The following is a 13,497-nucleotide window of genomic DNA, read 5'->3' as shown; positions in this document are numbered from 1 at the left end:
AGATTATTCTTCAAACAAGGGTTGGCGCCAGTGTATTGAAGAAGCACTTCCGCGGGATGCCGCAGAACAATTCCGGGCATGAACGCCCCACACAACGCGACCGCACTCAGGCGGCCCGGCTACCAGCTTTCCGACAACCTCTGGGCCCCTTCGGGCTCGGTCTTCCTCACCGGCACGCAGGCACTGATCCGCGTGCTGGTGATGCAGGGCCGGCGCGATGCGCAGCGCGGCCTGCACACGCAGGGCTTCGTCAGCGGCTACCGCGGCTCGCCGCTGGGCATGGTCGACCTGGCGATCTGGAAGGCCGGCGAACGGTTCAAGGAAACGGGCATCCGCTTCGTGCCGGCCGTCAATGAGGAGCTGGCGGCCACGCAGGTGCTGGGCGCGCAGCGCGTCGAATCCGACCCCGAGCGCACCGTCGAAGGCGTGTTCGCCATGTGGTACGGCAAGGGCCCGGGCGTCGACCGCGCGGGCGATGCGCTCAAGCACGGCAACGCGTACGGTTCGTCGCCGCATGGCGGCGTGCTCGTGGTGGCGGGCGACGACCACGGCTGCGTGTCGTCGTCGATGCCGCACCAGAGCGACCACGCCTTCATGGCCTGGCGCATGCCGGTGATGCAGCCCTCGTGCATCGCCGAGTACCTGGAGTTCGGCCTGTACGGCTACGAGCTGTCGCGCTACTCGGGCGCCTGGGTCGGCATGGCGGCGCTGTCGGAGGTGGTCGAAAGCGCGGGCACCGTGGACCTGGACGTGGTCAACGCGCGCGTCGAGGCCTGGGAAGACGCCGACACCGTGCGCGCCGCCACCGGCCATCGCGCGCCGGCGGACGGCCTGCACTACCGCTGGCCCGACCTGCCTTCTCTGCGCATCGAGTCGCGGCTCGAAGACAAGCTCACGGCCGTGGCCGCATTCACCAAGCGCAACAGCATCGATCGCCACGTCATCGTGAGCGAGCGCGCGAAGGTGGGCATCGTCACATGCGGCAAGGCGCACCACGATCTGATGGAAGTGCTGCGCCGGCTCGAACTCTCGCCGGAGCAACTGGCCCGCGCCGGCGTGCGGCTCTACAAGATCGGCCTGAGCTTTCCCGTCGAGCAGACGCGCATCAAGGCCTTTGCGCAAGGGCTCGACGAAATCCTCATCGTCGAGGAGAAGGGCGCGGTCGTCGAGACGCAGCTGCGCGACATCTTCTACAACGCGCCCGCAGATGCCCGGCCCGTGCTCGTGGGCAAGCACGACCGCGAGGGCCAGCCGCTGGTGTCGGCGCTCGGCGAGCTGCGCCCCTCGCGGCTCATCGAACTGGTCGCGCACTGGCTGGCCGTGCACTTCCCCGACAACCACGACCTGGGCGACCACCTGCAGCATGTGCGCGACTTCACGCCGCCCGAGCTGCTTGGCAATGCGAGCGACGCCGTCAAACGTGTGCCGTACTTCTGCGCCGGCTGCCCGCACAACACCAGCACCAAGGTGCCCGAAGGCTCGACCGCGCGCGCCGGCATCGGCTGCCACTTCATGGCCAACTGGATGGACCGCAGTACGGCGGGGCTGATCCAGATGGGCGGGGAGGGCGTCGACTGGATCTCGCACGCGATGTTCACGAAGACGCCTCACGTGTTCCAGAACCTGGGCGACGGCACTTACTACCACTCGGGCTATCTCGCGATCCGGCAGGCCGTGGCGGCCAAGGCGACGCTCACCTACAAGATCCTGTTCAACGACGCGGTGGCGATGACCGGTGGCCAGCCTGTCGACGGCGCGATCAGCGTGGACGCCATTGCGCGGCAGGTCGAATCCGAAGGCGTGAGCAAGGTCGTCGTTGTCAGCGACGCCATCGGCAAGTACGACGACATCAAGGACCGCTTTCCGAAAGGCACCGAGTTCCACGACCGTGCCGCGCTCGACGACGTGCAGCGCCGGCTGCGCGAAATGGCCGGCGTGACCGTGCTCATCTACGAACAGACCTGCGCGGCCGAGAAGCGCCGCCGCCGCAAGAAGGGCGAGCTCGCCGATCCACCCAAGCGCCTGTTCATCAACGAAGCCGTGTGCGAAGGCTGCGGCGATTGCGCCGTGCAGAGCAACTGCGTGGCCGTGCTGCCGCATGAAACGCCGATGGGCCGCAAGCGCAAGATCGACCAGACCAGCTGCAACAAGGACTATTCCTGCGCCAAGGGCTTCTGCCCCAGCTTCGTGGGCGTGACGGGCGGCAAGCTGCGCCGCAAGCGCGGCGCGCTGGCCGCCGGGCGCGACGCCTTCCTGCATCGCGTGGCCGCACTGCCGCACCCTGATGCGCACGTGTGGACCGCGCCCTACGACCTGCTCGTGACCGGCGTGGGCGGCACCGGCGTGGTGACCGTCGGCTCGGTGATCGCGATGGCCGCGCACCTCGAAGGCAAGGCCGCGAGCGTGCTCGACTTCATGGGCTTCGCGCAGAAGGGCGGCTCGGTGCTGAGCTTCGTGCGGCTGGCCGATTCGCGCGAGCGGCTGCACCAGGTGCGCATCGACACGCAGCAGGCCGACGCGATCCTCGCCTGCGACGTGGTGGTGGGTGCGTCGGCCGATGCGCTGCAGACCGTGCGGCACGGACGCACGCGCGTGCTTGCGAACATCCACGAGATTCCGGTGGCCGAGTCGCTGCGCAACCCCGATGCCGATCTGCACGTGGACCTGCTGCTGGAGAAGATGCGCTTCGTCGCCGGAGAGGAGCAGGTCGAGACCTTCGACGCGCAAAGCCTCGCGGAAGAATTCCTCGGCGATACGCTGGCGGCGAACATCGTGGCGGCGGGCTATGCATGGCAGCGCGGCCTGGTGCCGCTGAGCCTGGAGGCGCTGATGCATGCGATCGAGCTGAACGGCGTGGCCGTGGCGGCCAATCAGTCGGCGTTCTCGCTGGGGCGGCTTGCGGCGGGCGACCCTGCGGCGCTCGACCACTTGCGCGCAGCGCCTACGGACGCACACGCTTCGCAGGCCGACGAGCGCCCGCTCGACGTGCTGATCGCCGATGCACGCCGCCACCTGACGGGCTACCAGAACGCCGCATGGGCAGACCGTTTCGAAGCGCGCATCCGCAGCCTGCGTGCGCGCGAAGCCGCGCTGGCGGGGGGCGATGCGAGCCTGCCTTTCACGCGCAACGCGGCGCGCAGCCTGCTCAAGCTCATGAGCTACAAGGACGAGTACGAGGTGGCGCGGCTCTACACCGACGGAGAGTTCGTGAAGAAGCTGTCGGAGCAGTTCGAAGGCGACCTGAAGCTCGAATTCCACATGGCGCCCCCGCTGGTCTCGCGTGCCGCGAACGGGCATGCGCCCGCCAAGATCCGCATCGGTGGCTGGATGCTGCCCGCCATGCGCTGGCTTGCGCATGGCAAGCGGTTGCGGGGCACGGCGTTCGATCCCTTCGGCCGCACCGGCGAGCGGCGGACGGAGCGCGAGCTGATCGCGCATTTCGACGGGCTGTTCCATGCGATGGCCGGCGAACTCTCGGCCGGCAACCAGGCAACGGCCGCGCGCATCGCGGCACTGCCGCTGTCGATTCGCGGCTTCGGCCACGTCAAGCTCGCGAACCTCGAAGCCGCGAAAGTGCAGGAGGCGGAACTGCTGCACCGGTTTGCGCCGGCGCACTATGCGAAGCCGGAGCGTGCGCCGGGGGCAGGGCAGATTCGGGGGATTGCGATCGTGGCTAGCGCGCGATAGAGGCCGCATTGATGAGCTTGTCGAATGGGCTGAGTGGCCACCACGGGACTTCAAAAAAAGTTGATCGAAGTTGTTGACGGTTGTGTAAAGACTATTTGCATTCCGATCGGTTCGTGGTGTCGCTCAACCCGCATCGCCGGCACCTGACGGAGTCGCAGGGTGCGGCAGTAGCGGCAAAGCTGGCGAAGATCGGTGCGGGGTTGTCTTCCGGCAACTAGCATGCGCTCTCTGCAAATTTGCAGCCCCTCAAGTTTCCCGGGCCGAAGCGGTCCAACTGCTCAACGTCAGCACCCGCCGCGTCACCGCTGCCGTGGTCATGTCAGACTGCCGGTTTCTTTGGCGGCACTCCGTAGTAGGCATGGAACGCATGGGCAAAGCTGGCATAGCTGCTGTACCCCACGCTCCTGGCAATGTCGCTGATCGAAAGATGGCCGCCGTCCAGCAGTGTCTTCGCTTCCCGCATTCTCAGCGCGTGGGCAAAGGCATTAGGCGTGGCCCCAAAGCGCGCCTTGAAGCCCGCTGTGAGCATGTTGCGATTGAGCCCGACCTTCTGAGCCAGCTCGTCGACGGTCGGGGGGCTGCTGAGCGTGCGCCGATAAATTTCAGCTGCGGCCCCGATGGCCTGTTGAGTAGCTTCCCACGTGTGGATGCGGCCGGGGCCTCTCGCGCCGGCCATCGAATGCAGTTGAGCGACGACATTGCAGAGGATCTCCGTTACTTTGGCCGCCACGTAGAGACTATTGAGGGGCTCCTTCATCCGGCACGAAAGAATCTCCTGCGCAGCAACGATGTTCGGTCCTTGAGTTGCGAGCTCGATCGCGACGGGCATCCCCCGCGCGGATTGAAAGAGAGGCACATAGTCGGTAGGCACCATGTCAGGCTGCAGACCGTAGCGTGAGAGGAAATGCCGCCTGTCACAGGCGATCCAGATCCCTTGCAGCTTCTGGCCTGCATTGGTCACCGACAGAGATTCGGGTAGGTTGGAGATGGAAGTCATGGACGACTCGACGATTTGTGATCGAACGGCACTCCGTCGCATGTAAGTGCCCGCCAGCATGATCTGCACGCACACCATGTCCGCACGTTCGATCTTCAGTTCGTAGGGCAGCAGCGTCTCGTAGTCCATGACGTGAAGCAGCGTTCCGTCATCGACCCGACGATAGCGATGATCTTCGGCCCGATAGAGCCCCTCCAGAGGTCCCAGTACTTCGCTTCCCGCCACCGAAGGCTGCCATCGAAGCTGTCGTCGAATCTGCTCCAGGTCGATCGACAGAGTCCTGCGGTTCTTCGGTCGACTGGAGTGCGGAGGCATGCGCGAGATCACACGTCAAATGGCACTCGCTGTCAACTTGGTCGGCAAGATGATGACCAAGCAAATGAAGTTGCTCACACTTTGATTGCCAAAGCGTATTCGATTTCATCACGAAATGTGTGAAAGCTTCACGCGGGCACTAGTTCACGCACTACGGATGCCTGCCGTCTTCAACAATCTGCCCTGTCCTGTCGTGAGCGCCTGTAGGTACGGACGGCCCGTGCTTAAGACCTCTGGCACACGGATGCGGGTTGCGTTCGTGGGCTGAGCAAGCCTGGACACCCGGCTTCATCCCGAAACAGGTCGCCACCGCAAGCAGTGGCGAAGTGCGCTCCATTGACTCTTCGAACTCTCACCTCGCAATTTCATTAATCGATTTCTTGCACTCTTATGAAAAAGACTCTCATCGCCGTTCTTGTCGTCTTCACGCTTGGATTGTCGGTTGCCGTCGCGCAAACCACATGCCCTAACCCGGTGACCAGCGGCGGCGGCGGTAACAGCGGCGGCGGTAACAACGGCGGCGGCAATCAAAGCGGCGGTAACAACTGACCCAAATTGAACAGGGCCACCACCATCATGAAACTCTCTCGTTTTCTCGCTGCCGCGCTTCTCGCGGTACTCGCCCTCCCTGCGCTCGCGCAGTATTCGGACTCCTACAACTACAACTACCCGACCGCGAACGCGAACACTTCCAGCTACTCGCCCGTCTCCGTGTCGGTCGATCCGTGCAACCCGAGTCAGGCGACCAGCACGAGCAACAGCACCGCCGCGGGCGGCAACCAACGCCAGCAGCAGGCCAACAACAGCACGAACACAAACACCGTCGCGGGCGGCGCGGGCGGGACCGGCGGTGTCGCGAACGTCACAGTCAATGCTGGCGGTTCGTCCGGTGCGGCTGGCTCTGGAGGCGGCGGCAACCTTTCAGTGTCGAACACGAACGTGCAGGAGCGCACCACGGTTTGGGCGCCAGTGATTCACGGACAGGCCGCCGCGCCGCTCGCCGCCGCGAACATGATCGTCACCCCGATGGCCTGCGGCCCGCGCGTCCGGGTCGTGCGGCGGCCGGTCATGGGCAAGCGCTTCGGTGTGCTCGGCGGGCAGAGCGACGTGGAACAAGGCGAAGACGATGACATTGAGCCAGCAGACCAGCCGTTCGTCGAGATCGGCGGGAAGCTCTTCGGCCATCAGGTGACGCAGTACGCGGCGATCCTGGGCACGTCCTCGTCGGGCAGCTTCTCGCTCGGCGGCTACGGCTCCAGCGGCAACGGCGCGCAAGGCGGCGCGGCGCAGAGCGGCCAGCTCCAGCAGATCAGCAGCCGCTTCTACGTCCGTGACTGCCTGATGGCCGTGGCGGAGCCCACCGTCAAGCTGGTCGAAGCCAAGCCGATCCGCGAGTAAGCATGGCCCTCGCCACCGTCAGCCTCACGGCCGCAATGATCTGCTTCCAGGGCGCCTGTCACCCGGCGCTGGTCGGCAAGGACACGCCCGTGGGCACCTTCCCGCTCACGCAGCGGATCGTCCAGGCCGAGGGCTATGGCGGCGATGTCCTGCAGTTCAAGGAGACGGCTCGCGAGGTCTTCGCTGTGCACAGGGTCTGGCTCGGCAACCCGGCGCAGCACCGGCTCGAACGCCTACGCGGCCCGGCCGCCGGGCGCCGTGGCATCACGGGTGGTTGCATCAACGTTGCACCCGAGGTCTACGACGCGCTGATCGGTATGACCGAATTGAAGGTGACTTGGTGACGAAGTTTGGCCAGCTTTGAGCTCGATGGCGCGGCGTGACTCAGTTCGCAACACAGGTTTGCACAGGAAGCGGCGGAATGTGAGGGCAATGGCGAATGGAGAGCAGGAGTCGATCCATGACGCGACCGCATTGAGGTTTCGCGTAATAGCGCGATCCGAAGTCCGGCTGCAGGTTCGGCGTCGATGTTTCTCGAGTGACCGATGACGAATTGGATTGGCTGATTCGCGCGCTTGGCCAGCGTGCGGAAGATTCATTCGTCGTTGCCGTGCCCGATCACGCTGCAGTGTGGGGGGCTTGCCATTTCTACGGGGATAGACAATGTGTGCAGATCAACGGAATTGAGGTCGCACTTCAACCGCGTCAATACAGCTTCGCGCTGCAACTCTCTTTCGGAGCACCGGTAAAGTGGTGGCGCGAGACTGGCTGTGGCGGGGCATTGAATCGCCCCGAGTTTTCTAGACACCTCTGAGCCTCAAACCCGAGGCCCAATAGGAGGTGCCATGAGTAAGCAGAGATATCCCGAAGAATTCGAGGCCGAAGCGATCAAGCAGATCACCGAGCACGGCCACAAGTTGGCCGATGTGTCGACCCGGCTGGGCGTGAGTCAGCACAGTCTTTATCAATGGATCAAGGCCCGGCGAATGCCGGCCGGTGATCGGCAGGCGCGGGTGTCGCAGACAGACGAACTGCGGCGGCTGAAGGCCGAGCTCAAGCGTGTGATCGAGGAGCGCGACATCCTAAAAAAGGCTGCCTTGGATTCAACCGGTCGCTGCAACGGCTCGCTGAAGTCTACTTGCAGGCGTCCCGTAGTCCAGTGTCTTTCGAGGCCTGGTGTTCAAGCGCATGGAGATCGCGTCCAAATCTACTTGGCTGTAGATCGATAGATCCGCACCTTTGGGCAGGTACTGGCGCACCAGCCCGTGACCGCGGCAACGAGGGCAGGGGCTAGAAGTTTGAGAAGGTGCGCGAGCGCGTTCCGAGAAGGAATCGGCGGGGAGAGCGACAGCAACATGGTCATGCCTCTAAATCCTCTTACATCGGCCGTTACATCGCGCAAGAAAAAGGCCCCGTAGCTATCGATTTGATAGCTACGGGGCCTTATCTGTATTGGTGCCGGAGAGATGAATCGAACACCCGACCTTCTCATTACGAATGAGCTGCTCTACCGACTGAGCTACACCGGCGAAGCCTCAGATTATAGCCAAGAAATCAGGCCTTCTCGGCGTGGTACTGGGTCAAGCGCTCAACTTCGTTTCGCGAACCCAACATCACGCTCACCCGTTCGTGCAGTTTGGTGGGCTGCAGGTCCAGGATGCGCTGCTTGCCGTTGGTGGCCGCGCCGCCGGCCTGTTCGACCAGCCAGCTCATCGGGTTGGCCTCGTACATCAGGCGCAGCTTGCCGGCCTTTTCGGGCTCGCGCTTGTCCCACGGGTACATGAAGACGCCGCCGCGCATCAGGATGCGGTGCACGTCGGCCACCATGCTGGCGATCCAGCGCATGTTGAAGTCCTTGCCGCGCGGGCCTTCCTTGCCGGCCAGGCATTCGTCGATGTAGCGCTTCATGGGCTCGTCCCAGTGGCGCATGTTGCTCATGTTGATCGCGAATTCCTTGGTGTCGGCCGGAATCTGGATGTCTTCCTGCGTCAGCACGAAGCTGCCCTGCTCGCGGTCGAGGGTGAACATGGCCACGCCGTTGCCCACGGTGAGCACCAGAGTGGTCTGCGGGCCGTAGATGCAGTAGCCGGCGGCCACCTGCTGCGTGCCGGCCTGCAGAAAGTCGCTTTCCTGCACGCCGGGGTGGTCGTCGGGCTTCTTCAGCACGCTGAAGATGGTGCCGATGCTGACGTTCACGTCGATGTTGCTGCTGCCGTCGAGCGGGTCGAACATGAGCAGGTATTCGCCCTGCGGGTAGCGGTTGGGCACCACGTAGATGCTGTCCATTTCCTCGCTGGCCATGGCCGCGAGGTGGCCGCCCCATTCGTTGGCCTCGATGAGCACTTCGTTGGCGATGATGTCCAGCTTCTTCTGGATCTCGCCCTGCACGTTCTCGCTCTCGGCCGTGCCGAGCACGCCCCCCAGCGCGCCCTTGTTGACGGCCTGGCTGATGCTCTTGCAGGCGCGCGCGACCACTTCGAGCAGCAGGCGCAGCTGGCCGGGGATGAGGCCGTCGGCACGCTGTTGTTCGACGAGGTAGCGGGTGAGGGAAATCTTTTGTTGAGCCATGTGTCTTGTGGGGTTCGGTTGCTTCAGTTTCCCGCCAGGGCGCGGGTCACGACTTCGTGCGTGTCCTTGCTCAGGTCGGGCTTGGCGGCCACGCGGGCGATGGCTTCGCGCGCGGCGCTGCGGTACGGCTCGGCCAGCTTGCTCCAGCGGTCGAGTGCGCGGGCGAGGCGGGCAGCCACTTGCGGGTTGATGGCGTCGAGCTCGATCACGCGCTCGCTCCAGAACACGTAGCCGGCCGCGTCGGGGCGGTGGAATGCGCCGGGGTTGGCGCTGCAGTAGCTGAAGATCACGCTGCGCGCCCGGTTCGGGTTCTTCAGCGAGAAGTCGGGGTGCTTCATCAGCTGCTTCACCAGCGGCAGGATGTCGCCGCCGCGGTCGCTGGCGCCGGCCTGCAGCGAGAACCACTTGTCGATGACCAGCGCCTCGTCCTTGAAGATGGCGTGGAAGCGCGCCAGCGCCTGCGCCGCCAGGGTGTGGCCCGACGATACCAGCGCGTTGAGCGCGTTGAAGCGGTCGGTCATGTTGCCCGCGTCCTTGAAGCGCTGCAGCGTCTTGCCCGGCCACACGGCGTCGCCCGAGGAGCGCGCCGCCAGGCACAGAAAGTTGAGCGCCATGCCGGCCAGCGCGCGTCGGCCCGACGAGGTCGGGTCGGGGCTGTAGGCGCCGGTGTCGTGGTTCTCTTCATAGGCCCACTGCCAGTCGGCAAAGAGGGCGGTGGCCAGCTGGGCGCGCATGGCTTCGCGCACGAGGTGCACGCGCTGCGGATCGACCACGTCGAGTTGCTCGGCGATGTAGGTTTCCGACGGCAGCGTGAGCACCAGTTCCTTGAAGGCGGCGTCGAGCTGCGGGTTGCGCAGCACGCTGCGCATGGCGTCGATGTACGCGTCGTTCAGCACCGGCGTGGTGTCGGTGGCCAGTGCGGCAATGCCTTGCAGCGCGGCACGCAGGCCCAGCCGCTGGCCGGCTTCCCAGCGGTTGAACGGGTCGGGGTCGTTGGCCAGCAGGGTGAGCAGTTGGGCGTCGGTGTACTCGAAGTCGAGGATCACCGGCGCGCTGAAGCCGCGCAGGATGGAAGGCACGGGCTCGGCGTCCAGGCCGGTGAAGGTGATCTGCTCGCCGGCGCGCGACAGCACCACGGTGCGCGTGCCGTGCGTGGCTTCGCTCTCGCCTTCGAGCTGCAGGGGCAGTTCGCGGCCGTTGCTGGCGTCGAGGAGGCCGACGTTCAGCGGAATGACGAAGGGCTCCTTGGTCGGCTGGCCCGGCGTGGGCGGGCAGCTCTGCACCACGCTCAGGGTGTAGCTGCGGCTCTGCGCGTCGTACACGCCGTGGGCCGCGAGGCGCGGCGTGCCGGCCTGGCTGTACCAGCGTTTGAACTGGGGCAGCAGGCGTGCCAGTTCCGAATCGGGGTTGGCGTCGGCAATGGCCTGCGCGAAGTCGTCGCAGGTCACTGCCTGGCCGTCGTGGCGCTCGAAGTAGAGGGTGATGCCGCGCTCGAAGCCCTTGCGGCCGACCAGCGTCTGCATCATGCGCACCACCTCGGCACCCTTCTCGTAGATGGTGACGGTGTAGAAGTTGCTGATCTCGATGTAGCTGTCGGGCCGCACCGGGTGGGCCATGGGGCCCGCGTCCTCGGGGAATTGGGCGGTGCGCAGCACGCGCACGTCTTCGATGCGCTTCACGGCGCGGGCCGAGGCGTCGGCGCACAGGTCCTGGCTGAATTCCTGGTCGCGGAAGACGGTGAGGCCTTCTTTCAGCGAGAGCTGGAACCAGTCGCGGCAGGTGACGCGGTCGCCGGTCCAGTTGTGGAAGTACTCGTGGCCGACCACGCTTTCGATGTTGCTGTAGTCGGCATCGGTGGCGGTGGCCTGGTTGGCCAGAACGTACTTGGTGTTGAAGATGTTCAGGCCCTTGTTCTCCATGGCGCCCATGTTGAAGTCGCTGGTGGCCACGATCATGAAGCGGTCGAGGTCCAGCGGCAGGCCGAAGCGGGCTTCGTCCCACAGCACCGAGTTGATGAGCGAGTTCATCGCGTGCTCGGTCTTGTCGAGGTCGCCGGCGCGCACGTACACCTGCAGCAGGTGCTCCTTGCCGCTGCGCGCGGTGATGCGCTGCTCGCGTGCCACCAGCTTGCCGGCCACCAGGGCGAACAGGTAGCTGGGCTTCTTGAAGGGGTCGACCCACTTCGCGAAATGGCGGCCTTCGGGCAGTTCGCCCTGCTCTACGAGGTTGCCGTTCGACAGCAGCACCGGGTAGGCGGCCTTGGCGGCGCGCAGCGTCACGGTGTACATCGCCATCACGTCCGGACGGTCGAGGAAGTAGGTGATGCGGCGGAAGCCCTCGGCCTCGCACTGCGTGAAGAAGGTGTCTTCGCTCACGAACAGGCCCATCAGCTTGGTGTTCTTGATGGGGCAGCAGGTGGTGAAGATTTCGAGCTCGAACGCGTCGGGCAGGCCGTCGATGACGAGCTGGTCGCCTTCCATGCGGAACGACGCACCCTGGCCGTTGACGAGCACGCGCGCCAGGTTCAGTTCGTCGCCTTGCAGGCGCAGCGGCTCCAGCGGCACTTCGGGGTTGCGGCGCATCTGCATGCGGTTGAGCACGCGGGTCTTGGCGGGGTCGAGGTCGAAGGTGAGGTCGACGGTGTCGATCCAGTAGGCCGGAGCGGCATAGTCTTCGCGGCGAATGGCAATCGGTTGCCCTTGAGCGTCACGCAACATCATCGAGTGTCTCCAGAAAATTCGAATGGGCGAGTTCGTCGTAGTCGCGAACCGCGGCAATCACATGGGGGCCGGCAAGCTCGGCGGCGGTATGGGTGCTGCATACGGCCACGGCACGCATGCCGCCGCGGCGGGCGGCTTCGATGCCGAAGGGCGCGTCTTCAAAAACGATGCAGCGTTCGGGCGCAACGCCGATGCGGCGTGCAGCTTCGAGAAAGATGGCGGGCGTGGGCTTGCCGCTGAAGCCTTCATCGCCGCCCACTATGGCCAGCGGCAGCGGGTCCATCTTCAGGCGCGACATGGCGAACTCGATGTTGTGCCTGTCGCCGGCCGTGCCGACCGCCACCTTCAGCCCGCGCGCGACAGCCGCCTTGGCAAAGGCGGAGAAGCCCGCCACTTCGGTGAAGTTGTCGCTGAACATGGCGCGGTAGATTTCTTCTTTCTCGTGCACCAGCACCTGGCACTCGGCGTCGGAGAGGTCACGCTCGAACAGCTCGCGCATGCACTCGGTGCCGGTGCGGCCCGTGGTGCGCGCGAGGATGTCGCTCACGTCGAGCTTCAGCCCGTGGCGCGCCACGAACTCCACCCACGAGCGCGCATGCCAGGGCATGGAGTCGATCATGGTGCCATCCATGTCGAAGATCAGCGCTTCGACCTTCATCAGACGCCTTGCTTCAGAGAGGCTTCGATGAACACGTCGAGATCGCCGTCCAGCACCTTCTGCGTGGCCGAGACTTCGACGTTGGTGCGCAGGTCCTTGATGCGGCTGTTGTCCAGCACGTAGCTGCGGATCTGGTGGCCCCAGCCCACGTCGGTCTTGCTGTCCTCGAGCTTCTGCTGCTCTTCCTGGCGCTTGCGCATCTCGTGGTCGTACAGGCGCGAGCGCAGGCGCTTCCACGCCACGTCGCGGTTGCTGTGCTGGCTGCGGCCGTCCTGGCACTGCACCACGATGCCGGTCGGGATGTGCGTCAGGCGCACGGCCGAGTCGGTCTTGTTGATGTGCTGGCCGCCGGCGCCGCTGGCGCGGAAGGTGTCGGTGCGCACGTCGGAGGGGTTGATCTCGATCTCGATGGAATCGTCGATCTCCGGGTACACGAAGATGCTGGCGAAGCTGGTGTGGCGACCGCCCGACGAGTCGAACGGCGACTTGCGCACCAGGCGGTGCACGCCGGTCTCGGTGCGCAGCAGGCCGAAGGCGTAGTCGCCCTCGACCTTGATGGTCGCGCCCTTGATGCCGGCGGTGTCGCCGGGCGTTTCGTCTTCGATCTGCGTCTTGAAGCCCTTGCGCTCGGCGTACTTCAGGTACTGGCGCAGCAGCATGCTGGCCCAGTCGCAGGCCTCGGTGCCGCCGGCGCCGGCCTGGATGTCGACGAAGGCATTGAGCGGATCGGCCGGGTTGTTGAACATCCGGCGGAATTCGAGCTGCTTGATGTCGGCTTCGAGCGTGGCGGCGTCATCGGCAATGGCCTGCAGGCCGTCCATGTCGCCGTCTTCCTTCGACATCTCGAAGAGCTCGGTGTTGTCCGAGAGCCCGTTGGTGAGCCGGTCGAGCGTGACGACCACGTCGTCGAGCGACTTCTTTTCCTTGCCCAGTTCCTGGGCCTTCTTCGGGTCGTTCCAGACGTTCGGGTCTTCGAGCGATGCGTTGACTGTCCTCAGTCGTTCAGCTTTGGCATCGTAGTCAAAGATACCTCCGTAAATCGACCGTACGAACGCTCAGGTCCGCGAGCATTGCGCCGATTTGGTTGATCTGTTCTGCGTCCATGGGGTGTCCTGACTGTGAGGGTTGGTGTTCGGGGGGAACCCGACATTTTC

At 64.9% G+C, this 13,497-nt stretch carries 9 protein-coding genes, 1 tRNA gene and 2 pseudogenes; 5 read left to right on the top strand and 7 right to left on the bottom strand.

What is annotated here, in order from left to right; genetic code table 11:
* Positions 1-78: 78 nt before the first annotated feature.
* A complete protein-coding gene (locus ACEN9N_RS15510; protein WP_495653929.1) occupies positions 79-3,687 on the top strand; it encodes an indolepyruvate ferredoxin oxidoreductase family protein in 3,609 nt (1,202 codons plus the stop codon).
* Positions 3,688-4,006: 319 nt separating this feature from the next.
* Here the strand turns inward: ACEN9N_RS15510 and ACEN9N_RS15505 are convergent, their stop codons facing one another.
* On the bottom strand, positions 4,007-4,999 hold the full coding sequence (locus ACEN9N_RS15505; RefSeq protein ID WP_413315799.1) for a helix-turn-helix transcriptional regulator: 993 nt from the start codon (positions 4,997-4,999) through the stop codon (positions 4,007-4,009).
* Positions 5,000-5,389: 390 nt separating this feature from the next.
* On the opposite strand from ACEN9N_RS15505, the gene ACEN9N_RS15500 reads away from it, so the two are divergent.
* From ACEN9N_RS15500 to ACEN9N_RS15485, 4 genes and pseudogenes are all read left to right on the top strand, one after another.
* Entirely contained in the window at positions 5,390-5,548 is a 159-nt protein-coding gene (locus ACEN9N_RS15500; RefSeq protein WP_413315798.1) for a hypothetical protein, read from the top strand.
* Positions 5,549-5,575: 27 nt separating this feature from the next.
* On the top strand, positions 5,576-6,397 hold the full coding sequence (locus tag ACEN9N_RS15495) for a hypothetical protein (RefSeq protein WP_495653928.1): 822 nt from the start codon (positions 5,576-5,578) through the stop codon (positions 6,395-6,397).
* A gap of 2 nt (positions 6,398-6,399) precedes the next feature.
* The gene (locus ACEN9N_RS15490; protein WP_413315796.1) at positions 6,400-6,741 is read left to right on the top strand and encodes a hypothetical protein; all 342 of its coding nucleotides are present in this window, start codon (positions 6,400-6,402) and stop codon (positions 6,739-6,741) included.
* A gap of 501 nt (positions 6,742-7,242) precedes the next feature.
* Positions 7,243-7,488 (top strand): annotated as a pseudogene (locus tag ACEN9N_RS15485) (transposase); the annotation flags it as partial.
* Positions 7,489-7,500: 12 nt separating this feature from the next.
* Here the strand turns inward: ACEN9N_RS15485 and ACEN9N_RS15480 are convergent.
* The 6 genes and pseudogenes from ACEN9N_RS15480 to prfB form a co-directional block, all read right to left on the bottom strand.
* A pseudogene (locus ACEN9N_RS15480) lies at positions 7,501-7,665 on the bottom strand (IS30 family transposase); the annotation flags it as partial.
* A gap of 185 nt (positions 7,666-7,850) precedes the next feature.
* Positions 7,851-7,926, bottom strand: a tRNA-Thr gene (locus tag ACEN9N_RS15475).
* Between the two features lie 25 nt (positions 7,927-7,951).
* On the bottom strand, positions 7,952-8,965 hold the full coding sequence (locus ACEN9N_RS15470) for a class 1 fructose-bisphosphatase (RefSeq protein WP_413315795.1): 1,014 nt from the start codon (positions 8,963-8,965) through the stop codon (positions 7,952-7,954).
* Between the two features lie 23 nt (positions 8,966-8,988).
* Positions 8,989-11,685 (bottom strand): aminopeptidase N, encoded by a 2,697-nt coding sequence (gene pepN, locus ACEN9N_RS15465; protein ID WP_413315794.1) that lies wholly within the window; start codon positions 11,683-11,685, stop codon positions 8,989-8,991.
* On the bottom strand, positions 11,672-12,343 hold the full coding sequence (locus ACEN9N_RS15460; protein ID WP_007835554.1) for an HAD family hydrolase: 672 nt from the start codon (positions 12,341-12,343) through the stop codon (positions 11,672-11,674). The genes pepN and ACEN9N_RS15460 overlap by 14 nt, the downstream gene beginning before the upstream one ends.
* Positions 12,343-13,447 (bottom strand): peptide chain release factor 2 gene (gene prfB / locus ACEN9N_RS15455; protein WP_108137465.1). Its coding sequence is split into 2 segments (ribosomal slippage): positions 12,343-13,365 and positions 13,367-13,447, totalling 1,104 coding nucleotides; the frame shifts between segments, so codons are not numbered across the junction. Before prfB ends, ACEN9N_RS15460 begins: the two co-directional genes overlap by 1 nt.
* Between the last annotated feature and the right edge of the window lie 50 nt (positions 13,448-13,497).

The organism is Variovorax sp. Varisp46 (genome assembly GCF_059491885.1).
This window is presented reverse-complemented; position numbering and strand designations above follow the sequence as displayed.